The organism is Pseudomonas sp. Pseusp9 (assembly GCF_059491265.1).
In genome coordinates this window covers 544,623-566,969 of sequence record NZ_CP168500.1, presented here as the reverse complement: position 1 = coordinate 566,969, position 22,347 = coordinate 544,623, and the positions used below count along the sequence as shown (strand labels likewise).

Annotated in this window: 20 protein-coding genes; 16 read left to right on the top strand and 4 right to left on the bottom strand. The window is 60.9% G+C overall.

Translation table 11 applies throughout. From position 1 onward, the window contains the following. Positions 1–84: 84 nt before the first annotated feature. The 3 genes from ACEN8E_RS02435 to ACEN8E_RS02425 are packed head-to-tail and all read left to right on the top strand — an operon-like array spanning position 85 to position 2,836. A complete protein-coding gene (locus ACEN8E_RS02435; RefSeq protein ID WP_495591294.1) occupies positions 85–873 on the top strand; it encodes an ABC transporter ATP-binding protein in 789 nt (262 codons plus the stop codon). After that, positions 870–1,829, top strand: a complete 960-nt coding sequence (locus ACEN8E_RS02430) for an ABC transporter substrate-binding protein (RefSeq protein WP_495591293.1) — start codon at positions 870–872, stop codon at positions 1,827–1,829. The genes ACEN8E_RS02435 and ACEN8E_RS02430 overlap by 4 nt, the downstream gene beginning before the upstream one ends. Then, positions 1,826–2,836 carry a FecCD family ABC transporter permease gene (locus ACEN8E_RS02425; protein WP_495591292.1) on the top strand — a complete coding sequence of 337 codons (1,011 nt, stop codon included), beginning with the start codon at positions 1,826–1,828 and terminating at the stop codon, positions 2,834–2,836. Before ACEN8E_RS02430 ends, ACEN8E_RS02425 begins: the two co-directional genes overlap by 4 nt. A gap of 23 nt (positions 2,837–2,859) precedes the next feature. Here the strand turns inward: ACEN8E_RS02425 and ACEN8E_RS02420 are convergent, their stop codons facing one another. Continuing rightward, positions 2,860–6,222: a hypothetical protein gene (locus ACEN8E_RS02420; protein WP_495591291.1), complete on the bottom strand. Its 3,363-nt coding sequence runs from the start codon at positions 6,220–6,222 to the stop codon at positions 2,860–2,862. 279 nt (positions 6,223–6,501) lie between these two features. On the opposite strand from ACEN8E_RS02420, the gene urtA reads away from it, so the two are divergent. From urtA to ACEN8E_RS02360, 12 genes are all read left to right on the top strand, one after another. Further along, positions 6,502–7,767 (top strand): urea ABC transporter substrate-binding protein, encoded by a 1,266-nt coding sequence (gene urtA / locus ACEN8E_RS02415; protein ID WP_090328640.1) that lies wholly within the window; start codon positions 6,502–6,504, stop codon positions 7,765–7,767. Positions 7,768–7,930: 163 nt separating this feature from the next. Further along, on the top strand, positions 7,931–9,433 hold the full coding sequence (gene urtB / locus ACEN8E_RS02410; RefSeq protein WP_495591290.1) for an urea ABC transporter permease subunit UrtB: 1,503 nt from the start codon (positions 7,931–7,933) through the stop codon (positions 9,431–9,433). Then, positions 9,433–10,512 carry an urea ABC transporter permease subunit UrtC gene (urtC, locus tag ACEN8E_RS02405; protein WP_495591289.1) on the top strand — a complete coding sequence of 360 codons (1,080 nt, stop codon included), beginning with the start codon at positions 9,433–9,435 and terminating at the stop codon, positions 10,510–10,512. Before urtB ends, urtC begins: the two co-directional genes overlap by 1 nt. After that, positions 10,509–11,381 (top strand): urea ABC transporter ATP-binding protein UrtD, encoded by an 873-nt coding sequence (urtD, locus tag ACEN8E_RS02400; protein WP_495591288.1) that lies wholly within the window; start codon positions 10,509–10,511, stop codon positions 11,379–11,381. Before urtC ends, urtD begins: the two co-directional genes overlap by 4 nt. Before the next feature lie 129 nt (positions 11,382–11,510). Further along, positions 11,511–12,209 (top strand): urea ABC transporter ATP-binding subunit UrtE, encoded by a 699-nt coding sequence (gene urtE / locus ACEN8E_RS02395; protein ID WP_495591287.1) that lies wholly within the window; start codon positions 11,511–11,513, stop codon positions 12,207–12,209. A gap of 198 nt (positions 12,210–12,407) precedes the next feature. Further along, complete coding sequence (locus ACEN8E_RS02390; protein WP_495591286.1) at positions 12,408–13,247, top strand: urease accessory protein UreD; 840 nt, start codon at positions 12,408–12,410, stop codon at positions 13,245–13,247. 59 nt (positions 13,248–13,306) lie between these two features. After that, positions 13,307–13,609, top strand: coding sequence for an urease subunit gamma (locus tag ACEN8E_RS02385; RefSeq protein ID WP_495591285.1), 303 nt, complete (start codon positions 13,307–13,309; stop codon positions 13,607–13,609). Between the two features lie 9 nt (positions 13,610–13,618). Further along, complete coding sequence (locus tag ACEN8E_RS02380; RefSeq protein ID WP_495591284.1) at positions 13,619–14,152, top strand: GNAT family N-acetyltransferase; 534 nt, start codon at positions 13,619–13,621, stop codon at positions 14,150–14,152. Between the two features lie 6 nt (positions 14,153–14,158). Further along, positions 14,159–14,692 (top strand): GNAT family N-acetyltransferase, encoded by a 534-nt coding sequence (locus ACEN8E_RS02375; protein WP_495591283.1) that lies wholly within the window; start codon positions 14,159–14,161, stop codon positions 14,690–14,692. Beyond that, positions 14,692–14,997 carry an urease subunit beta gene (locus tag ACEN8E_RS02370; RefSeq protein WP_429366287.1) on the top strand — a complete coding sequence of 102 codons (306 nt, stop codon included), beginning with the start codon at positions 14,692–14,694 and terminating at the stop codon, positions 14,995–14,997. The genes ACEN8E_RS02375 and ACEN8E_RS02370 overlap by 1 nt, the downstream gene beginning before the upstream one ends. Before the next feature lie 139 nt (positions 14,998–15,136). Then, the gene (gene ureC, locus ACEN8E_RS02365; RefSeq protein ID WP_495591282.1) at positions 15,137–16,837 is read left to right on the top strand and encodes an urease subunit alpha; all 1,701 of its coding nucleotides are present in this window, start codon (positions 15,137–15,139) and stop codon (positions 16,835–16,837) included. Positions 16,838–17,008: 171 nt separating this feature from the next. Then, complete coding sequence (locus ACEN8E_RS02360; protein WP_495591281.1) at positions 17,009–18,136, top strand: sensor histidine kinase; 1,128 nt, start codon at positions 17,009–17,011, stop codon at positions 18,134–18,136. A gap of 84 nt (positions 18,137–18,220) precedes the next feature. Here ACEN8E_RS02360 and ACEN8E_RS02355 read toward each other — a convergent pair whose 3' ends face one another. Continuing rightward, on the bottom strand, positions 18,221–18,526 hold the full coding sequence (locus ACEN8E_RS02355) for a chaperone modulator CbpM (protein WP_322615640.1): 306 nt from the start codon (positions 18,524–18,526) through the stop codon (positions 18,221–18,223). Positions 18,527–18,553: 27 nt separating this feature from the next. After that, complete coding sequence (locus ACEN8E_RS02350; protein ID WP_495591280.1) at positions 18,554–19,498, bottom strand: DnaJ C-terminal domain-containing protein; 945 nt, start codon at positions 19,496–19,498, stop codon at positions 18,554–18,556. Positions 19,499–19,796: 298 nt separating this feature from the next. Here ACEN8E_RS02350 and ACEN8E_RS02345 point away from each other — a divergent pair, with 298 nt between their 5' ends. Continuing rightward, positions 19,797–21,071, top strand: coding sequence for an Hsp70 family protein (locus ACEN8E_RS02345; RefSeq protein ID WP_495591279.1), 1,275 nt, complete (start codon positions 19,797–19,799; stop codon positions 21,069–21,071). A gap of 116 nt (positions 21,072–21,187) precedes the next feature. On the opposite strand, the gene ACEN8E_RS02340 is transcribed toward ACEN8E_RS02345, so the two are convergent. Further along, entirely contained in the window at positions 21,188–22,201 is a 1,014-nt protein-coding gene (locus tag ACEN8E_RS02340) for an AI-2E family transporter (protein ID WP_495591278.1), read from the bottom strand. Positions 22,202–22,347 lie beyond the last annotated feature (146 nt).

Below are 22,347 nucleotides of genomic sequence, written 5' to 3'. Positions count from 1 at the left end.
CCCGCTCCCACAGGATAAGCGCAATTCCTGTGGGAGCGGGCTTGCCCGCGAAGGGGCCATTAGCAACTCCTCAAGAGTCACTGCATGTCCTCGCTGAACCTCGCAAACATTTCCTGGACACCCCTTGGCCACGGCCATTGCCATCACCAATTCCAACTGCGTGATGCCTCTGTGCATGTGGCCACCGGTGAGTTCGTCGGGTTGATCGGCCCTAACGGCAGCGGCAAGACCAGCCTGTTGCGTTGTGCCTGGCGCTTCAACAAACCGGAGCACGGCGAGGTCAGGCTCGATCACCGGAATGTCTGGAAGCAATCCTCGCGCTGGTGCGCGCAACGCATCGCCGTGGTGTTGCAGGAGTTCCCTGATGCCTTCGGCCTGACCGTCTTCGAGGTGGCCGCCATGGGCCGCACGCCGCACAAAGGCTTGTTCGATGGCGACACGCTTGAAGACTCGAACCTCATCAACCAGGCCCTGACGTCGGTCGGTCTCGGGGGCTTCGAAGATCACGGCTTCGCCACCCTCTCCGGTGGCGAAAAACAGCGGGTCATCCTCGCCCGCGCCCTGGCCCAGCAACCACAGTTGCTGATCCTCGACGAGCCGACCAACCACCTCGACCCGCGATATCAGCTTGAGCTTTTGCAGTTGGTCAAGCGCTTGAACATCGGCACCCTGGCGAGCATCCATGACCTCAATTTGGCGACGGCTTTTTGTGATCGGCTGTACGTGATCAACCATGGCCGTATCGTCGCCAGCGGCACGCCGAAAGAAGTCCTGACAGTTGCGCTGCTGCGCAACGTGTTTGGTGTCGAAGCGCTGATCGATGAACACCCGTTGCACGGCTACCCACGAATCACCTGGATAACCCGACCATGACTTTGCGTTCCCTGCTGCGCTCCTGCCTCTCTCTCGCGATGCTGCTGGGCAGCGTCCAGGCATTGGCCGAAGCCACCCACTACCCGCTGACGATCAAAAGCTGCAACCGCGAAGTGACCTTCAAACAGGCACCGCAACGCGCCCTCAGCCACGACATCAACATGACCCAAATGATGCTCGCCCTCGACCTCAAGCCACGGATGGCCGGTTACAGCGGCATCAGTGGCTGGAAGGCCGTGACGCCCCGGATGCAGACCATTCTCGACGGCCTGCCGGAGCTGGCGGCCAAGTACCCTTCGGTGGAAACCCTGCTCGATGCCAACGTCGATTTCCTCTTCGCCGGCTGGGACTACGGTATGCGCATCGGCGGCGATCTCACGCCGCAAACCCTGCAACCGCTGGGCATCAATGTGTATGAGCTGACCGAGTCCTGCGCCTTCGTGATGAAGCGTCCTGCCGCGACCCTGGAAGACACTTATAACGACCTGCGCAACCTCGGCAAAATCTTCGACGTGCAGGATCGCGCCAACGCGCTCATCGCCGACATGCAGAATCAGGTCGCCGAAATCGGCAAGGGCCTGCCGGCGGAAAAGCCTCGGGTGTTCCTCTATGACAGTGGCGAAGACCGTGCCATGACGTCCGGTCGCCTCGGCATGCCGCAAGCGCTGATCGACGCCGCTGGCGGGCGCAACATTCTCGATGACGTCGACGCGAGTTGGACCCGGATCAATTGGGAGACCGTGGTCGAACGCAATCCACAGGTGATCGTGATCGTCGACTACAGCGAAATCACCGCTGAGCAGAAGATTCGGTTCCTGCTCAATACCAAGGCGCTGCAATCGGTGGATGCGATCAGGAACCAGCGCTTCATTGTCATCCCTTACGTGCAGGCCACGCCGGGTATCGACAATGTGCTGGCAGTGGCAACCCTGGCCAAAGGTTTCCACGGCGAATGATCAATCGTCGTTTTGCACTGCTGCTGATCGCCCTGGGCGCCGTGCTGCTGGTGTCGTGCGTGGTGTCGCTGGGTTTCGGCCCGGCCCGTGTGCCGGTGGATGTTGTATGGCGGATCCTGCTGCACAAGCTGTTCGGCATTGGCGTGCAGGACTGGAGCGCTGGTCAGGAGCACATCGTCTGGCTGATCCGCGTGCCGCGCATGTTGCTCGGCGCGCTGGTGGGCGCCGGGTTGGCACTGATCGGTGCGGTGCTGCAAGCGGTGACACGCAACCCGTTGGCGGATCCGCACCTGCTCGGAGTCACCTCTGGCGCCACCCTCGGTGCGGTGATTGTAGTGCTGCATGTCGGCGAAATCGTCGGCCTGCTGACGTTGCCGTTTGCCGCGTTCATCGGTGCATTGCTGAGCATGCTGGTGGTGCTGATGATCGCCAGTCGCCACGGGCGCCTGGACAGTGACCGGTTGCTGCTGTGCGGCGTGGCGGTCTCGTTCGTGATGATGGCGATCGCCAATCTGCTGCTGTTCATGGGCGACCATCGCGCCAGCTCCGCCGTGATGTTCTGGATGCTCGGCGGGCTCGGACTGGCGCGTTGGGAGCTGCTCGCGGCGCCGGCGCTGAGTGTGTTGCTCGGGCTGGTTCTGTTGCTCGGCATGGCGCGACCGCTGAACGCATTGATGGCCGGTGAACAGACTGCCGTCACCCTGGGCCTGAATGCCCGTGCGGTGCGCCTGCGCGTTTTCGTGATTGCTTCGCTGATGACCGGAGTGCTGGTATCGATCAGCGGCTCCATCGGCTTTGTCGGGCTGATGGTGCCGCACATTGCGCGTCGATTGGTGGGTGCCGAACATCGTCGGTTGCTGCCGGTTTGTCTGTTGCTCGGCAGCGTATTTCTGATGTGGGTCGATGTCGCAGCACGCACACTGATCGCCCCGGAAGACTTGCCTATCGGCATCGCTACCGCGGCGATTGGCGGGCTGTTCTTTATCGGCCTGATGCGTCGCCGCTGACGTAGCGCATGAACTATGCGCGGTTACAACTCGTCACGCTGAAACCTGACCGGTGCCAGTGGCAACTGGCGTCGAACAACCTTCCAGTTTTGACCCAAGCGCCCCGTGCGATTCCAGAAATGGGCCGCCTGCAATACCCGCAACTCGCCGGTTTCAGCCAGTTTCGAAATGAAATCGGCCATCGACAATCTCGTTTCCCACCGACCGTCGACGAAATCGACCTGACGGGTCAGCAGCAACTCCTTTTCTGCCTGTGTATATTCGGGTACGTACTTGATCAGCGCACCATGGGGTGTCGAGTAGTAGTACGCACTGATGTTGAAGCCTTTAGCCTTCAAGGCATGAGTATGAAGGTGCATCAGCATCGGTGAAGTGAAGCTGCTATAGACAAGTTCTTCATCTGCTGCCTGCGGAGAGACGCCGGACAGGTAGAGCTGATGGCTCGCCATCAATTTGTAGTCCGGCGCAAAGAAGGGAGGTTGGTTTCTGCGGGTGGTATCAGGATCCGTTTGCGTGCGGAAGATCCGACCGAGGCCGGCAAGCCTTTCATCCGTTTGCGGTAATGGCTCTAGTCCGCAATAGGAATAGGTATCGGGTTTGGCCACGATTGCGCTCTCGTAGGTGGCCGTCTGCGTGTAGGCGCTTCCCGCGCGCTGCTGAATGTAGCTGGCAGCATCGTCGGGATGATGGAATATCGGTCCCATGGGCAGTTCGGACTTCCAGCTCCAGAGTTCCTGCTCGGACATGCCCGAATGACGCGGTTGCCAGTACCGCGCCACATAGCCCTTCGCCCAGCAATCACTGGATACCAGAACCTCCAGCCTCCCGAACTTCACCATGCGCTGGATGTAGTCGCCCAGTGTGAAGGTGCGCAAGTGGATATTACGCAGGTCGGTGCGCGCCTGTTCAAGCGAACCAAATGTGCCTCGGAGCCTCTCAAACCCAGTGGCCAAGTCGGGTGGTACCTTAGGCGTGTAGTAAGACGTATCAAATTGCAGCAGCGCACCATCGGCACAAGAAAAATAAATCGGTTTGTACCCATTGCTGAACTTAACCCTTGCCAATACCTGATGCACCGCCATGGGCGAGAAGAAATAGCTTCCGAACTCGTCATCATCTGTGTCGTTCTCCTGGCGCGCGGCGCATAGATAAACACTTGACACGATGTAACCCGATGGCAATTGCCCTTCGGGAAAGACATTGTCATATGCCAGTGCCGAGTCCCGCACCGCCACCGGTAAAGTGCTGTGATAGGCGCCAAGGCGCTCGTTGTGCAAAATGAACCCGAAACCGGGGACTGCACGTTCACCAGCTTGCTCATGGGCAAACCGGGCTGCGGCAGACTCTTGAGCAAACATCGGGCTGTAACGCGGCTCACTGCTCGCCTTGGTAGACGAATGTATGCCGGGCTCCACAAGAGCGACACCGAGCCGATCGACCGTACGTGGCACACCCCAGGTCGGGCTGCCGACCACTACCTGCAAATAGCCATTCTTTGCCAGCGAGTCGATCCATTCGACCGGACTCAAATCCCCTTCATGGATACGCTTCCTGATCCACTCCGCGTCCAGGTCGTGGGGCAGGTTGCCATAACCATTCAGCGCGCGGGCCAGATCGGCATGCAACTGCCTCCAGATCCCGCAACGGTAACGGATCACCGAACCATCCGGCCCGAACAGGTATTCGTCCAGAAACCGCCCGCTTCGGTTGAACGCGGTGTATACAACCTTGACCGAGAGCATGTTGAGGTACAGTTGCCTCTGCTTTTCTTCGAGGGTCACCGGCACAGTCCGGCTCTGGCGCGAACGGTAACGGCCGACGATGGAACAACCGGCAGGATAAAGCCCCGCGCCGATGCTTTCGTCCGGGAAGATCCACTCCACAGCGAAATCCTCATGGAGCGCGATCACTGGTTGAGTGGCGACAAACAAGCCGTCCGGACGCTTCAATACCAGACCGCCATAGACCCTGTCGGTGTCAGCCGGAATTTGGGAGCGCGCGGACAACACCGCATCATCGGCAGTCGCGAAGGTCGCGCTCAACTGGCATCGTTCCAGATTCAGGGCGGGACGCCAGTTGGTGTCGACCGGGCCTTCCCTGTCCCACACAGCATTGGTGTGCAAGACGCTCAGTGCGCCACTGTTGGCCACCACCTTCACAAAATCGCTGGAGCTCAGTTTCCCGTTGGCCAGGTTCGACTGAATATCTTCCAGCCCCATGTTCGGTGTGTCGTTATCGAATAGCTTGCTGCTCGTGCGCAGGGTGTACTTGAGCAGTGCACCGTCCTGCGTGCCGATATAGGTCGGGATCGCGCCGGCCCCTTCAACGACGAGTGGTCGTCGGGAGTCATACACCGCAATGAACAGATCTCTGGGCACGATGAAGTGCCTGGCCAGCCACTCACGATTGGGGCGGGTATGGGTGACCCGCTGGCGCGAATAAAAATAGGAGTGGCGCTTGAAGGATTCCGGCGCGACCTGATCCGTGACATTGCGGGTGTACGGAAACAGGCTATGGCGGGAAAACAACTTGTCGCGAACACCATTGACCGCGACAAGCTCCGTCGCAACGTACTCCTGCTTGCCCTGCTGCTTGAGGATAAAGCCGAACCAGGTTTGTTCCTGGTTGGTCTGGCCCCTCATTCGGGAGAAACGGTCCTGTGCCGCTTCGTCCGCCGATGAAAAAACCGCGCCATAAGCCACCTGTTGCGGCACCGGCCGTTCGCCAAGCGTCGGTAACGGACTCCACAGACCGGTCACCTTGCCCCGATATCCCCAAGGCGCGTTGTCGACGACGATCCGCAATGTGCCTGCCTGCGCCACCTCCCGGACGAACTCGACCGGCAGGATGCTGCCCTGCTCAAGGCCCAGCGCCAGAGGCCCAGGGTTAGCCGGAGTGCCAAGGCGCTGCAACAGATTCTGCCAGCCTGCATTGTCTTCCTCGAACCACAACAGACTGTCTTCAGCCCCAGACAAATAGGCCGGGGCATCCGACGCGACTATATGGAACAACTCGTGAATGCTGAACATCTGCAAGCTCACGGTAGCGTCCATGCGCGACCACTTCAGGCGCTGTATCTGCGCCGCATCGAGGGTCGACAGTGCCTGGTGCGAGTAGAACCAACTGTGTAATTGGTGATTGGCCGGATAGACCGGCCGCCCTCGTCCGTCCACCGCAAACAGCTGAGTTTCCAGCAAGTGGTCCCCGGCCTCGACCGGTTCGGTGACGACAAATCTCTGTGCGCCGCGCTTGAAAATCATCGCGACAAACTTGCGGTCACGTCGCTGGCCGACCTGTTCGTGTGCATACCGCGCCGCGTCATCGGCCGAGAGAAATTCGCGGCTCATCTGAGGCGCGGCATTGTTCGGGGTTTTGTTCTCATCCATGAAAGTGCTCCAACCTGAATACAGACTTAAGTGAGCACTCAGGTTATCCAGTGCAAAAATCCCGGAGCGGTACATATGTATATCGCCAGGCACCACTTGGGCGCACAGCCGTGCCCTGCCCGGTATTGCGCGCCCGAGCATGGTGCGGTGCGCAGGGCTCGTCCGCCGGCGACCGCTCTGAATAGACTGTTTTCGCCCTTAGGCACAGCCCTTGCAAAACACCCTTCAGTCGTCCGCATCTGCCAACCATAAAAACTCAATGTTCATGGAGATCGCACAATGAAGCGTCGCAGTTTGATCAAGGCTTTCACACTCTCGGCATCCATTGCCGCGATGGGCATGACCTGGACTGTCCAGGCCGCCGAGACCATCAAGGTCGGTATTCTGCACTCGTTGTCCGGGACCATGGCGATTTCCGAAACGTCGCTGAAAGACATGGCGTTGATGACGATCGACGAGATCAACGCCAAGGGCGGCGTGAACGGCAAGATGCTCGAGCCGGTGGTGGTCGACCCGGCGTCGAACTGGCCACTGTTCGCCGAAAAGGGGCGTCAGCTGCTGACCCAGGACAAGGTCGCCGTGGTGTTCGGTTGCTGGACCTCGGTGTCGCGCAAATCGGTGTTGCCGGTGTTCGAAGAGCTCAACGGTCTGTTGTTCTATCCGGTGCAATACGAAGGCGAAGAAATGTCGCCAAACGTGTTCTACACCGGCGCCGCGCCGAACCAGCAAGCGATCCCCGCCGTTGAATACCTGATGAGCGAAGAAGGCGGCAGCGCCAAGCGCTACTTCCTGCTCGGCACCGACTACGTCTACCCGCGCACCACCAACAAGATCCTGCGTTCGTTCCTGCACTCCAAAGGCGTGGCCGACAAGGACATCGAAGAGGTCTACACCCCGTTCGGTCACAGCGATTACCAGACCATCGTCGCCAACATCAAAAAGTTCTCCGCGGGCGGCAAGACGGCCGTTATCTCCACCGTCAACGGTGACTCCAACGTGCCGTTCTACAAAGAGCTGGCCAACCAGGGCCTGAAAGCCACCGACGTACCGGTCGTGGCGTTCTCGGTCGGCGAAGAAGAACTGCGCGGTATCGACACCAAGCCGCTGGTGGGCAACCTCGCGGCATGGAACTACTTCGAATCCGTCGAGAACCCGGTGAACAAGAAGTTCGTCGATGACTGGAAGGCCTACGCGAAGAAACACAACCTGCCGGGCGCCGACAAGGCCGTGACCAACGACCCGATGGAAGCCACTTACGTCGGTATCCACATGTGGGCGCAAGCGGCGGAAAAAGCCAAATCCACCGACGTCGACAAAGTCCGCGAAGCCCTGGCCGGCCAGACCTTTGCCGCGCCGTCCGGATACACGCTGACCATGGACAAGACCAATCACCACCTGCACAAGCCGGTGATGATTGGCGAGATCCAGGCCGATGGTCAGTTCAACGTGGTGTGGCAGACCGAAGGACCAATCCGCGCCCAACCGTGGAGCCCGTTCATCCCGGGCAACGACAAGAAACCGGAGTATGCGGTGAAGAGCAACTGAGCCACTGGATGTCGAGCCTGAGCATGGAGCTTGGGCCGACACAAATCCCTGTAGGAGCGAGCCTGCTCGCGAAGAGGCCCTGACAGTCGACATTGAAGGTGAATGTCAGACCGCTTTCGCGAGCAGGCTCGCTCCTACAATGTCCGCGTCAAGGCGACTCTCTATGCCCACTGCCCTTTATCGCTTCATCCTCGCCATCGCACTGTTGTTGCCGATGGCCACTTTCGCCGGCGACGCCGAAGACTTCTTCGCCGCCAATCCCGTTCAGCAAGCCAGGCTGCTGGAGTCTTGGGCCGCGCAGCCCGATCCGGTCCGTATCGAGTTGATCAACGCCCTGCAACAAGGCGAACTGACCATCGGCGGCCAACCGAAACCCCTGCGCCTGAACAACCGTCTGCGGGGACTGATTGATACGGCCCTGGCCAGTCATCAATTACTCGCCGCCGACGGCAGAATCCGTCTGGCCGCCGCGCAGCAATTGCAGAAAAGCGCCAAACCGGCGCAATTGAAATTCCTCGATCAGCAACTCGCGGGCGAGCACGACGAAGGCGTCCACGCGGCATTGAGTCTCGCCTTGGCCAATCTGCAATTGGTGGACGCAGATCCGGTCGTGCGCCTCGCCGCTGTGCGCCTGCTCGGCGAAACCGGCGATCCGCTGGCCCGCACCCGCCTGGAAAGCCTGCTGGAGCCGGGTGTCGAAACCGACGCGAATGTACGCACCGCCGCCGAGACCAGCCTAGCCCAGGTCAAACGCAAACTGCTGGTCGGCGAGATGCTCGGTCAGGCATTCAGCGGTATGTCGCTGGGCTCGATACTGCTGCTCGCCGCCCTCGGTCTGGCGATCACCTTCGGCTTGCTCGGTGTGATCAACATGGCCCACGGCGAGATGCTGATGCTCGGCGCCTACTCGACCTATGTGGTGCAACTGATGCTCCAGCGCTTCGCCCCGCAGGCCATCGAGTTGTATCCGCTGATCGCACTGCCCGTGGCGTTTTTCGTCACCGCGGCCATCGGCATGGCGCTGGAGCGCACGGTGATTCGCCACCTCTACGGCCGGCCGCTGGAAACCCTGCTCGCCACCTGGGGCATCAGCCTGATGCTGATCCAGCTGGTGCGATTACTGTTCGGTGCGCAGAACGTCGAAGTCGCCAACCCCGCGTGGCTGTCGGGCGGGATTCAGGTGTTGCCCAATCTCGTGCTGCCGTACAACCGCATCGTCATCATTGCTTTTGCGCTGTTCGTGGTGGTGCTCACATGGCTGCTGCTGAACAAGACACGCCTGGGTCTCAACGTGCGTGCCGTCACCCAGAACCGCAACATGGCCGCCTGTTGCGGCGTGCCCACCGGGCGTGTGGACATGCTCGCCTTCGGCCTCGGTTCTGGCATCGCCGGCCTCGGCGGCGTAGCCCTGAGCCAGATCGGCAACGTCGGCCCGGACCTCGGCCAGAGCTACATCATCGACTCGTTCCTGGTGGTGGTGCTCGGGGGTGTCGGCCAGTTGGCCGGCAGCGTGCTGGCCGCATTCGGCCTCGGGGTAGCCAACAAGATTCTCGAACCGCAGATCGGTGCCGTGCTCGGCAAGATACTCATCCTCGCGCTGATCATTCTGTTCATCCAGAAACGTCCGCAAGGCCTCTTCGCACTCAAAGGACGGGTGATCGACTGATGAACCAGCCCCTGATGCTCAAGGCCACACAAAAGGCCGGCCCGAAAATCACGATCGCCGCCGGCGCGGTGATCCTCATTCTGCTGCTGGCGTTACCGCTGCTGTCGCTGTTATCGCCGGACAACAGGCTGCACGTTTCGGCCTACACGCTGACGCTGGTGGGCAAGATTCTTTGCTACGCCATCGTCGCACTGGCACTCGATCTGGTGTGGGGTTATGCCGGCCTGCTGTCCCTCGGCCACGGCCTGTTCTTTGCCCTTGGCGGCTATGCCATGGGCATGTACCTGATGCGCCAGGCCTCGGGCGATGGTTTGCCGGCGTTCATGACCTTCCTGTCGTGGACCGAAATGCCGTGGTTCTGGACCGGCACCAGCAGCTTCCTCTGGACCTTGTGCCTGGTGGTGCTGGCGCCGGGGCTACTGGCGTTGGTGTTCGGTTTCTTCGCCTTCCGTTCGCGGATCAAGGGCGTGTACTTCTCGATCATGACCCAGGCCCTGACCTTCGCCGGCATGTTGCTGTTCTTTCGCAACGAAACCGGCTTCGGCGGCAACAACGGCTTCACCAACTTCCGCACGATTCTTGGCTTTGGCATCACTGAGCCGGGCACTCGCGCGGTACTGTTTTTCGCCACGGTGCTGTTGCTGGTGGCGAGCCTGTACATCGGCTGGCGCCTGGCGCAGAGCAAGTTCGGCCGGGTGCTGACCGCGCTGCGCGATGCGGAGAACCGCCTCATGTTCTGCGGCTACGACCCACGCGGGTTCAAGTTGTTCGTCTGGGTGTTGAGCGCGATGTTGTGTGGCCTGGCCGGTGCGCTGTACGTGCCGCAAGTGGGGATCATCAACCCCAGTGAAATGTCGCCGACCAACTCCATCGAAGCTGCGGTGTGGGTGGCGCTGGGTGGGCGCGGCACGTTGATCGGGCCGTTGCTCGGCGCCGGTGTGGTCAACGGCATGAAGAGCTGGTTCACCGTGGCGTTCCCCGAGTACTGGCTGTTCTTCCTCGGCGCACTGTTCATCGTCGTGACCCTGTACCTGCCCAAGGGTGTGATCGGTCTGCTGAAAAAAAGAGGTGAATCATGAGAGTCACTGCGACGGCTGAGTTCATGCTCGAACCGGCGTTCTTTCCGCCACTGGAACCCAACCGTGACGCCGGCAGCAGCCGCGATGCCATCGGTCTCGGCCAACGCGCCGGTAAGGGCCTGAATACGCGCCACGGCACCATCCTGACCCTGGAAGACATCAGCGTCAGCTTCGACGGCTTCAAGGCGCTGAACAATCTGAACCTGTACATCGGCGTTGGTGAACTGCGCTGCATCATCGGCCCCAACGGCGCGGGCAAGACCACGCTGATGGACGTGATCACCGGCAAGACCCGTCCCAGTCACGGCAAGGCCTGGTTCGGCGAAACCCTGGACCTTGCTTCGATGAGCGAAGTACAGATCGCCCAGGCCGGTATCGGTCGCAAGTTCCAGAAGCCGACAGTGTTCGAAGCCTTGAGCGTGTTTGAAAACCTTGAGCTGGCGCAGAACACCGACAAATCGGTGTGGGCCAGCCTGCGGGCACGTTTGAGCGGCGAGCAGAAAGACCGCATCGCCGACGTGCTGGAGACCATTCGCCTGACCAGCTCGGTCAATCGCCCGGCCGGCTTGCTGTCCCACGGCCAGAAGCAGTTCCTGGAGATCGGCATGTTGCTGATACAGGACCCGCAATTGCTGCTGCTCGACGAACCGGTCGCGGGCATGACCGACGCCGAAACCGAATTCACTGCCGAGCTGTTCAAGCGCCTGGCCGGCAAGCACTCGCTGATGGTGGTGGAACACGACATGGGCTTCGTCGGCTCGATTGCCGACCACGTCACCGTGTTGCACCAGGGCAGCGTGCTGGCCGAAGGGTCGCTGGAGCAGGTGCAGGACAACGAGCGGGTGATCGAAGTCTATCTTGGACGCTGATTGCTCTTTGTAGGAGCGAGCTCGCTCGCGATGGAGGTTAACGATGACGCGGGCTGACTGGATGAACGCGTCATCCTCTGGTTCTTCGCGAGCAGGCTCGCTCCTACAGGGAATGAGGAGAGTTTGAACATGCTTCAAGTCGACAAACTGCACCAATACTACGGCGGGAGCCACATCCTGCGCGGCCTGACGTTTGACGTGAAGGTTGGTGAAGTCACCTGCCTGCTCGGGCGCAATGGCGTGGGCAAGACCACGCTGCTCAAATGCCTGATGGGTTTGCTGCCGGCCAAAGAAGGCGCAGTGAACTGGGAAGGCAAGCCGATTACCACGTTCAAGCCGCACCAGCGGGTGCATGCCGGTATCGCCTACGTGCCGCAGGGCCGGGAGATTTTCAGCCGCCTCACCGTGGAAGAAAACCTGCTGATGGGGCTGTCGCGGTTTCCCGGTTCCGAAGCCAGGGAAGTCCCGGCGTTTATCTACGAACTATTCCCGGTGTTGCTGCAGATGAAGCAACGGCGCGGCGGAGATTTGTCCGGTGGCCAGCAACAACAATTGGCCATTGGCCGTGCGCTGGCCAGCCGTCCCCGCCTGCTGATCCTCGACGAGCCCACCGAAGGCATCCAGCCATCGGTGATCAAGGAGATCGGTGCCGTGATCAAAAAACTCGCCGCCCGGGGTGACATGGCGATTTTGCTGGTGGAGCAGTTCTACGATTTCGCCGCTGAACTGGCCGATCAATACCTGGTGATGTCCCGGGGCGAAATAGTGCAACAGGGGCGCGGAGAAAACATGGAAGCAGAAGGCGTACGCGGGCTCGTTACCATCTGAGTCATCACGCTCCGCATTCACCGGGCCGGAACCTCCCGAAGCTGACCGCTTCGGGAGGCAAGGCACCAATTTGTCGCGCCGAACCTCCGACCGCGCACACTATTGGTGCGCATCGACATTCAACAGCCGCCTCCGGCCTGCAATACCTTGCGGCACAACCTTTGCAACATCCTGATGACCTCTCGATAAGCACTGATCATGACTCTTCCCGCTTCCGGTGCCTTGTTTACCCCCAGTTGGCACGCCGAACTGGAACTGGGCTACGCCCGGTTCGGCAACACCACTCGCCCGATCCAGCGCCGACACAAAGGTCCGTTGCGGGTGCAAAAACACCTGTATGCCGAAGGGCCGCAAGTCTGCCAGCACATCATCGTCCATCCCCCCGGCGGAATTGCCGGCGGTGATCGGCTGGACATCTCGGCCAGCGTCGAGGGCGATGCCTGGGCACAAATCACCAGCCCCGGCGCGGCCAAGTGGTATCGCGCCGCCGGTCCCGCTTATCAGCAGCTGAAATTGCAGGTGGCGGCCGGTGCGACACTGGAATGGTTGCCCCAGGAGACGATCATTTTCAGTGCTGCCCAGGCAGAACTCCGCACCTCCATCGACCTTCAAGGCGATGCGCGGCTGTTCTACTGGGACGTCGTGGCCCTGGGCCGCCCGGCCAGTGGCGAGCGCTTCGAACTTGGGCATTTCCAGGCACATCTGGATATCCGCCGCGACGGCCAGTTGCTGTGGCATGAACGCCAGCGCATTGTCGGCGCGGACGGTCTGCTGGATTCACCCATCGGGCTGGATGGGCAACCGGTGTTTGCGACGTTGCTGGTGACGGGGGAGATTGGTAGCGAGTTGCTGGAGAAGTGCCGCTCGCTGGCCAACGACGTGCGCGGGGATTTGACCCAGTTGCCGGGGTTGCTGATTGCCCGGTGCCTGGCCAGTGAGGCGCTGTTGGCCCGAGGTTGGCTGATTGAACTTTGGAAGTTGCTACGCCCCGCCCTGCTGGATCGCGAGGCCGTACCACCCAGAATATGGAACACCTGAATTGCTTTTCTGTGGGAGCAGATCCCACTCTTTTTAATCTGCCCGGATGGATGTCTACGATGGACCTGACCCCACGCGAAAAAGACAAGCTGCTGATCTTCACCGCCGGCCTGGTGGCCGAGCGGCGTTTGGCTCGCGGTGTGAAGCTCAATTACCCGGAGGCCATGGCCTACATTTGCGCGGCGCTGCTTGAAGGTGCCCGCGACGGCCAGACCGTGGCCGACCTGATGCACTTCGGCACCACCCTGTTGACCCGCGAACAAGTGATGGAAGGCATTCCGGAAATGATCCCGGAAATCCAGGTCGAGGCCACCTTCCCCGACGGCACCAAACTGGTCACCGTCCACCAACCTATCGCCTGAGGCCGCGCCATGACTTACCACATCCGCGATGCCGTGCATGCCGATCTGCCGGCGATCCGCGACATCTACAACGACGCGGTGCTCAACACCACGGCAATCTGGAACGAGCAGGCAGTCGACCTCGGCAACCGCCAGGCCTGGTTCAGCACCCGGCAATCCCAGGCTTATCCGGTTCTGGTGATCGTCGATGCCGACAACACCGTGCTCGGGTACGCCTCGTTCGGCGACTGGCGGCCATTCGACGGTTTCCGCCACACCGTCGAGCACTCGGTCTACGTGCGCAGCGACCAGCGCGGTAACGGCCTCGGCCCGCAACTGGTGCAAGCGCTGATCGAACGTGCCAAAGGCTGCGGCAAGCACGTGATGGTCGCGGCCATCGAAAGCGGCAACGCGGCCTCCATTCGCTTGCATGAGCGCATCGGCTTTATCACCACCGGGCAAATGCCTCAGGTCGGCACCAAGTTCGGTCGCTGGCTGGACCTGACGTTCATGCAGTTGACCCTCACCCCCGGCGCGCAGCCGCCAGGCATCGACCAGGAGTAATGCCCGATGAACGCCGCCCAACTGCGACGCGTCAACGTTGAAAGTTTTGCGCATTATCGCCAGGGGCTGATCGACCTGCTGCTCGATGCCGTCGGCTATGGCGCCAGTGTCGGCTTCATGGCTGACCTCGACGCGACCCAGGCCCACGACTATTTCGATGAGGTCCAGGACAATCTGAACAAGGGCAGTGTGTTGCTGTGGGTGGTGGTCAAGGACGAGCAGGTGCAGGCCAGTGTACAACTGAGCCTGTGCCAGAAAGCCAACGGGCTGAACCGTGCCGAAGTGCAGAAGTTACTGGTGCGCGAACATGCGCGGCGCCGCGGACTGGGCCAGCAATTGATGAACGCTCTGGAGGCGGCCGCCCTGCAGCACAAGCGCGGCATGCTTTATCTCGACACCGAGGCCGGTTCGCCCGCCGAAGCCTTCTACCAGTCGCTGGGCTATACCCGCGCCGGTGAGATTCCCGATTACGCCTGCGACCCGAGCGGCCGCTACAAGCCGACCGCCCTCTACTACAAGATTCTCCAGGGAGCCCACTGATGATTCCCGGTGAATACCAGATCCAGCCCGGCGAGATCGAGCTCAATGTTGGCCGGCGCACCCTCAGCTTGACGGTGGCCAACAGCGGCGACCGGCCGATCCAGGTCGGCTCGCATTACCATTTTTTCGAAGCCAACGACGCCCTGGCTTTCGACCGTGCCGCCAGCCGCGGCATGCGCCTGAACATCCCGGCCGGCACGGCGGTACGTTTCGAACCGGGGCAGAGCCGCGAGGTCGAGCTGGTGGATCTGGCCGGGCATCGCCGGGTGTTCGGGTTTGCCGGGCGGGTCATGGGTGACCTGTAAATAGCTCGGTGTCCGCTCAGGCCCCTTCGCGAGCAGGCTCGCTCCTACATGAGACCGCGATCAACTGTAGGAGCGAGCCTGCTCGCGATAGTGAGCGCAGCGAACGATTTCAAATTCAATTGAATCTCAAGGCGAACACATGAAGATTTCCCGTCAAGCCTATGCCGACATGTTCGGTCCCACCGTTGGCGACAAGGTGCGCCTGGCCGATACCGGGTTGTGGGTCGAAGTGGAAAAGGACTTCACCACCTACGGCGAAGAAGTGAAATTCGGTGGCGGTAAAGTCATCCGTGACGGCCAGGGTCAAAGCCAGTTGCTGGCCGCCGAGGTGGTCGACACCCTGATCACCAATGCGCTGATCATCGATCACTGGGGCATCGTCAAGGCAGACGTCGGTCTCAAGGACGGGCGCATCGCGGCGATCGGCAAGGCCGGGAACCCGGACATCCAGCCCAACGTCAACATCGCCATAGGCGCCAGCACCGAAGTCATCGCTGGCGAAGGCATGATCCTCACCGCTGGCGGCATCGACACCCACATCCACTTCATCTGCCCGCAGCAGATCGAAGAGGCTTTGATGAGCGGCGTCACCACCATGATCGGTGGCGGTACCGGACCGGCCACCGGCACCAATGCGACCACCTGCACTTCCGGGCCGTGGCACCTGGCGCGCATGCTCCAGGCCGCCGATGCGTTCCCGATGAACATCGGCCTCACCGGCAAGGGCAACGCCAGCCTGCCAGAGCCGTTGATCGAACAGGTCAAGGCCGGTGCCATTGGCCTCAAATTGCATGAGGACTGGGGCACCACGCCTGCGAGTATCGACAACTGCCTGAGCGTGGCCGACCGGTTCGACGTGCAGGTGGCGATCCACACCGACACCCTCAACGAATCCGGTTTCGTCGAGACCACCATTGCCGCCTTCAAGGGCCGTACCATTCACACCTATCACACCGAAGGTGCCGGTGGCGGTCACGCGCCAGACATCATCAAGGCCTGCGGGCTCGCCAACGTGCTGCCGAGTTCCACCAACCCGACCCGGCCGTTCACCCGCAACACCATCGACGAACACCTCGACATGCTGATGGTCTGCCATCACCTCGACCCGAGCATTGCCGAGGACGTGGCCTTCGCCGAAAGCCGCATCCGCCGCGAGACGATTGCCGCCGAAGACATCCTCCACGACCTCGGTGCGTTCTCGATGATCAGCTCGGACAGCCAGGCCATGGGACGGGTCGGCGAAGTCATCACCCGCACCTGGCAGACCGCCGACAAGATGAAAAAACAACGCGGGCCGCTGCCCGGCGATGGTGAAGGCAATGACAACTTCCGCGCCAAACGCTACATCGCCAAGTACACCATCAACCCGGCGATCACCCACGGCATCAGCCACGAAGTAGGTTCGGTGGAAGTGGGCAAATGGGCGGATCTGGTGCTCTGGCGCCCTGCATTTTTTGGTGTGAAACCGACACTGATTCTCAAGGGCGGTGCCATCGCGGCCAGCCTGATGGGCGACGCCAATGCCTCGATCCCGACGCCGCAACCGGTGCACTACCGCCCGATGTTCGCCAGCTTCGGCGGTTCGCTGCATGCCACCAGCCTGACCTTCATCAGCCAGGCGGCACAGGATGCAGGCTTGCCTGAGGCGCTGGGTTTGAAGAAAAAAATCGCCGTGGTCAGAGGTTGCCGCGACGTGCAGAAAACCAACCTGATCCACAACGACTACCTGCCGAACATCGATGTCGATCCGCAGACCTATCAGGTCAAGGCCGATGGTGTGTTGCTGTGGTGCGAACCGGCGCAAACCCTGCCGATGGCCCAGCGGTATTTCCTGTTCTGAGCCTTCGCCACACCATGGAACAGGCCTCGATGCCTTGCAGGACACGAGGGATCAGGGCCTGTTTCCTTACCGCTTACGGATAATGAAACCAGCTCATGAGCGACCGTGTATTTTCCACCAAAGGGGCTACTATTCGATTCGCTGCCTTCGACTCATGCTCAGGTAATTGCCATGCGCCTTTCCGATTTCATCGTGCAGAACGTCAATCGCATCGTCGATGAGTGGGAACAGTTCGCAAAAACCATCACTCCGGCCGCCGAATCCATGGACTGCATTGCGCTGCGCGATCATGCGAAATCGATTCTGCTGGCCGCTGCCCGGGACATGACCAAACCCCAGAGCCCGCTTGAGCAGGCTGCCAAGGCCCGAGGCGAAGGCCCGGAAAAGTCCCCGAGCCTGGATCAGGCAGGCGCCAGCCATGGCGAACTGCGCCATACCGTGGGTTTCGACCTGGTGCAGATGACCAGCGAGTTCCGCCACTTGCGCGCCTGTGTCATTCGCCTGTGGGTTGACAGTCTCGAATCCCCCGACATGTCCTACTTCCAGGACATGATCCGTTTCAATGAAGCCATCGACGAAGCCCTGGCCGAATCCACCGCCGCCTATGCCGAGCAGGTCAACCGCTCGCGGGACATCTTTCTGGCGATCCTCGGTCATGACTTGCGCGCACCTCTGCAAGCAGTGAGCATGTCCGTCGAAATGCTACTGCGCAAAACCACGCTCGAGGGCGATGCCCTGGCCTGCGCGACCCACATCCAGCGCGGCACCCGACATATGGCGGTGATGGTCAGCGACTTGCTGGAGCTGGTGCGCAGTCGCCTGGGTAAGCGCCTGCCGATCGAACCGGCACCCATGGACCTGGCCGATGCGGCACACGCAGCCATTGCCGAGGCTTGCGCCGGCAATCCTGCATGCGATCCGTCCCTGGAGACCGTGGGCGATACCCATGGCGTCTGGGATGCCGGGCGACTCCAGCAATTACTGCAAAACCTGATCGGCAACGCGCTGCAACATGGGTCGAACAAACACGACGTGACCGTGACCCTGACAGGCGAGCCGGAAACAGTTCGCCTGACCGTTCACAACTACGGCCCCCCCATTCCCGAAGATACCATTGGCACGATCTTCGATCCGCTGGTGCGCAGCGCCGACGAAGAACTGGGCCAGCCTTCTACCAGCCTTGGGCTGGGCCTGTTTATCGTCAAGGAAGTGGTCAATGCCCATCAGGGTACCATCGAGGTGAGTTCCAGCGAGGCGGCCGGAACACTGTTTACCGTGGTATTGCCCAGGAAGGTTTGATACCGGACGACCGGGTTATCGTTCTTCGTCGGAACGCCGCCCGGAGCAAGCGGCCTGACAGGCCAGGGAAAAACAACAGAACACCTACTCGACCAACAACCGCCCCAATCGCTGCTTGAGCATGCGGTTCTCGGCCCGCAGTTGCCGGACTTCTTCGAGCAGGTCCAGCGCCAGGGCGACGCCTTCCCATTCCAGGTCAAGGTCGCGCCGCAACTTGGCGGCGCGCTTGGCCAGGGTCAACTCGTAGTCGTTGAACCGCCAGTCCTTGGGCTGAGCGCCCTGAGGTTCGAGGATGCCGTGTTCGACGATTTCGATCACGTAGACGTCCGACAGCTCGGTCGCCTCACAGAATTCCGCCATGTCCAGTTGAACGTTCAGGGGACTGCTCATTGTCAGTGTCTCCTTGGTTCCAAGGGGTCAAAAATGCTCTCGCGGGTCGAACGCGGCTTTTTTCGCCAGCTCCTGCCACAGGGCCTTGATGTCATCGTCGGACTTCTTCGGCATCACGGCTTTCAGTTGCACGAACAGGAAACCGCGTTCACCGGCCTTGTTCATCAGGCCATGGCCCTTCGCACGCATACGCTGACCGTTCTGGCTGCCGGCCGGCACCTTGAGGTTGATCTTGCCGGTCAGGGTCGGCACGGCGACTTCGGTGCCCAGCGCCAGCTCCCACGGCGCCAGCGGCAAGGTGATGATCAGGTTCTCGCCTTCGACATCGAATTTCGGATGCGGCGCAAAACGGATCGTCAGGTACAGGTCGCCATTGGCCCCGCCACCCACACCCGGCGCGCCCTGCCCCTTGAGGCGAATGCGCTCGCCATCGCTCACACCGGCGGGGATCTTCACGTTCAGGCTTTTGCTGGTGTTGCTCACATGCTGGCCGGCCGCGTTGTACTGCGGCACCTGGAAGGTGACCTTCTTCGACTCGGTCGACAGCGTTTCTTCGAGAAAAACCCCAAGCTCCATTTCCACGTCCTGCCCTCGACGTCCGGTGCTGCGACGTGACTGTCCACCACCAAAACCTGGCCCACGGTTGCCGAAAATCGAACTGAAAAAGTCCGAGAAATCGCCCGTGTCCTGGCCGCCACCACCGAAACCGCCACGGCTCTGCCAGCCCGGCGGCCCCTGGAAGGGCTGGCCATGCTGCCCGTAGCGGCGCAAATCATCGTATTCGGCGCGTTTGTCGGCGCTTTTCAGTGCTTCATAGGCTTCCGAAGCGTCCTTGAACTTGGCCTCGGCATCCTTTTCCTTGCTGACGTCGGGGTGGTATTTGCGCGCCAGCTTGCGATAGGCGGCCTTGATCGCCTTATCGTCTGCGGTCGGTTCCACACCGAGAATCTTGTAATAGTCTTTGAAGTCCATCGCGGGAATCACCATCCGTTATCAAAATCGCGCCACGGGCCACAGCATGCGCTTGTTTGCAGCCATTGGTCTGACCGATCTCAAGATTGTGACCGGGTGGCGCAGCAGAAGTTTATCGGCAGCAGACGGGGCTTCTTGCGAGCACTCCCGTGGCTGTCCGGTTGATGCAGGGTAGTTTGGGGGGGATGCCCCATCTTTCAAGGCATTGTTTGCGAAGAATTAGCAGATAACCGGCCTTCGAATCTGGCGCGCTCTGACATACACTGCGCGGCCGTTTTTTAACCGGAACCTGAAAGACATGAACAACGCATCTCCAGCCCGTGCCGTGGGTATCGACTTTGGCACGTCCAACTCCACCGTCGGCTGGCTGCGCCCCGGCATGGAAACGCTGATCGCGCTGGAGGACGACAAGATCACCCTGCCGTCAGTGGTCTTCTTCAATATCGAAGAACGCCGCCCGGTGTACGGCCGGCTGGCGCTGCACGAGTACCTGGAAGGCTACGAAGGCCGTCTGATGCGCTCGCTCAAGAGCCTGCTGGGTTCCAAGCTGATCAAGCACGACACCAGCGTCCTGGGCACGGCGATGCCGTTCAAGGACCTGCTCGGGCTGTTCATCGGCCAGCTCAAGAGCCGTGCCGAAGCGGCCGCCGGTCGCGAGTTCGAAGAAGTGGTGCTGGGTCGGCCGGTGTTTTTTGTCGATGATGACCCGATGGCCGACAAGGAAGCCGAAGACACCCTGGTCGAAGTGGCGCGCAAGATCGGCTTCAAGGAAGTCTCGTTCCAGTTCGAGCCGATTGCCGCGGCATTCGACTACGAGTCGACCATCGAGAAAGAAGAGCTGGTGCTGATCGTCGACATCGGCGGTGGTACGTCCGACTTCTCCCTGGTACGTCTGTCGCCGGAGCGTCGCGCTGTGGATAACCGCCAGGACGACATCCTCGCCACCGGTGGCGTGCACATCGGCGGAACCGACTTCGACAAGCAGCTTTCTCTGGCCGGCCTGATGCCCCTGTTCGGCTACGGCAGCCGGATGAAGAGCGGCGCCTACATGCCCACCAGCCACCACATGAACCTGGCGACCTGGCACACGATCAACTCGGTGTATTCGCAGAAATCCCAGCTGGCCCTGGGCAGCATGCGCTACGACATCGAGGACACCGGTGGCATCGATCGCCTGTTCAAGCTGATCGAGCAGCGCGCCGGGCACTGGCTTGCAATGGAAGTGGAAGAAACCAAGATCCAGCTGACCCACGCCGACAACCGCCATGTGCCGCTGGACCGCATCGAAGCGGGCCTGAGCGTGGACTTGAGCCGCGCACTGTTCGAGTCGGCCATCGACAGCCTGCTGGAGCGCGTGCGCAACAGCGTCACCCAACTGCTGGCAAACGCCGACGTGCGGGTCGACCAGGTCGATACGGTGTTCTTCACCGGCGGTTCGAGTGGTATCCCGGCGCTGCGCAACAGCGTTTCGGCGATGCTGCCGAAAGCGCGGCATGTGGAAGGAAACATCTTTGGCAGTATCGGTAGCGGTCTGGCGATCGAAGCGGCCAAGCGTTACGGCTCGATGGACTGATCCGAAACCGAGGTGTCTCCTTCGCGAGCAGGCTCGCTCCCACATTGGAATGCATTTCCCTGTAGGAGCGAGCCTGCTCGCGATGAGGCCGGGCCAGGCAATAAAGATCTAAAAGATCAAACCATCCCCACCTGCTTCAACTCACTCTTCAGGTACGCGTAGTAGATCGGCCCCGCCACCACCCCCGGCAGGCCGAACGCGGCCTCGAACACCAGCATCGCCAGCAGCAACTCCCACGACTTGGCACTGATCTGCCCGCCGACGATGCGCGCGTTGAGGAAGTATTCGAGCTTGTGGATAAAAATCAGATAGCCCAGCGCCGCCACGGCGACCCAGATCGACAGCGATAGACCGACGATAGTGATCAGCGTGTTCGACATCAGGTTGCCGATCACCGGCAACAGGCCGAGCAGGAACGTCAGCACGATCAGGGTTTTGGTCAGCGGCAGCTTGATGCCGAACAGCGGCAGGATCACCGCCAGGAAAATCCCGGTGAAGAAGGTGTTGAGCAGGGAAATCTTGATCTGGGCGAACACGATGTTGCGAAACGCCTGGACCAGCAAGTGCAGGCGATCGAACAGCGCCGCAGCCAGCGGCTTGCGTTTGGTCAGGTCCGGCACACGCTGCAAGGCAATGATCGCCCCCAGCACCATGCCGATCAGCAAGGTCACGAACATGTGCGCCGCGTCCTTGCCCACCAGTTGCAAATCGCTGAGGTGCTTGCTGACCCATTCGCCGATCGCCACACGAAACTCGGCGGCACTGGCCGGCAGATAGGCGTCGATGAACGGCGGCAGTTGCCCGCGTGCACGGTCGACCACACCCATGAACTTGTCGAGGGAAGCACCGGGGTTTTCCGCTTCGTGCAGCAGAAAACTGATGGCCCCGGCAAAGATCAGCGACAGTACGCTGACAATCAGAGTCCCCAGCAACGCCACCGCCAGCCAACGCGCACGTCGGCCTTCAATCAGTCGTTGCAGTTGCGGGGTGAGCATGTTGACCAGCTCGAACACCAGCAACCCGGCGAGCAGGCTGGGCAGCAACCGCAGCGGCAGGACCAGCAGCAACCCGCCAAAGATGATGATCCAGCTGATGACCAGCAAAACTTGACGCTGAGAAAACGTTGGCATACAGCCTCAAAAACGAACGGCATGAAAAGGATTGGCAGTCTGCCAGCGATCCGGTGTCAGCACTAGGGATTGTGTGGGGCGACCTTGGTCGGGGGGCAACTCAGTTTTTCTGCGAACTTGCTGCCCTCTTCGCGAGCAGGCTCGCT

Bases quoted from the DNA above. Each gene is read 5' to 3' on its own strand.
- ACEN8E_RS02435 (WP_495591294.1), top strand. From the start codon at position 85: ATGTCCTCGCTGAACCTCGCAAACATTTCCTGGACACCCCTTGGCCAC.
- ACEN8E_RS02360 (WP_495591281.1), top strand. From the start codon at position 17,009: ATGCGCCTTTCCGATTTCATCGTGCAGAACGTCAATCGCATCGTCGAT.
- ACEN8E_RS02425 (WP_495591292.1), top strand. From the start codon at position 1,826: ATGATCAATCGTCGTTTTGCACTGCTGCTGATCGCCCTGGGCGCCGTG.
- ACEN8E_RS02385 (WP_495591285.1), top strand. From the start codon at position 13,307: ATGGACCTGACCCCACGCGAAAAAGACAAGCTGCTGATCTTCACCGCC.
- ACEN8E_RS02380 (WP_495591284.1), top strand. From the start codon at position 13,619: ATGACTTACCACATCCGCGATGCCGTGCATGCCGATCTGCCGGCGATC.
- ACEN8E_RS02375 (WP_495591283.1), top strand. From the start codon at position 14,159: ATGAACGCCGCCCAACTGCGACGCGTCAACGTTGAAAGTTTTGCGCAT.
- urtB (WP_495591290.1), top strand. From the start codon at position 7,931: ATGCCCACTGCCCTTTATCGCTTCATCCTCGCCATCGCACTGTTGTTG.
- urtE (WP_495591287.1), top strand. From the start codon at position 11,511: ATGCTTCAAGTCGACAAACTGCACCAATACTACGGCGGGAGCCACATC.
- urtA (WP_090328640.1), top strand. From the start codon at position 6,502: ATGAAGCGTCGCAGTTTGATCAAGGCTTTCACACTCTCGGCATCCATT.
- ACEN8E_RS02430 (WP_495591293.1), top strand. From the start codon at position 870: ATGACTTTGCGTTCCCTGCTGCGCTCCTGCCTCTCTCTCGCGATGCTG.
- ACEN8E_RS02345 (WP_495591279.1), top strand. From the start codon at position 19,797: ATGAACAACGCATCTCCAGCCCGTGCCGTGGGTATCGACTTTGGCACG.
- ACEN8E_RS02370 (WP_429366287.1), top strand. From the start codon at position 14,692: ATGATTCCCGGTGAATACCAGATCCAGCCCGGCGAGATCGAGCTCAAT.
- ACEN8E_RS02340 (WP_495591278.1), bottom strand. From the start codon at position 22,201: ATGCCAACGTTTTCTCAGCGTCAAGTTTTGCTGGTCATCAGCTGGATC.
- ACEN8E_RS02420 (WP_495591291.1), bottom strand. From the start codon at position 6,222: ATGGATGAGAACAAAACCCCGAACAATGCCGCGCCTCAGATGAGCCGC.
- urtC (WP_495591289.1), top strand. From the start codon at position 9,433: ATGAACCAGCCCCTGATGCTCAAGGCCACACAAAAGGCCGGCCCGAAA.
- ureC (WP_495591282.1), top strand. From the start codon at position 15,137: ATGAAGATTTCCCGTCAAGCCTATGCCGACATGTTCGGTCCCACCGTT.
- ACEN8E_RS02390 (WP_495591286.1), top strand. From the start codon at position 12,408: ATGACTCTTCCCGCTTCCGGTGCCTTGTTTACCCCCAGTTGGCACGCC.
- urtD (WP_495591288.1), top strand. From the start codon at position 10,509: ATGAGAGTCACTGCGACGGCTGAGTTCATGCTCGAACCGGCGTTCTTT.
- ACEN8E_RS02355 (WP_322615640.1), bottom strand. From the start codon at position 18,526: ATGAGCAGTCCCCTGAACGTTCAACTGGACATGGCGGAATTCTGTGAG.
- ACEN8E_RS02350 (WP_495591280.1), bottom strand. From the start codon at position 19,498: ATGGACTTCAAAGACTATTACAAGATTCTCGGTGTGGAACCGACCGCA.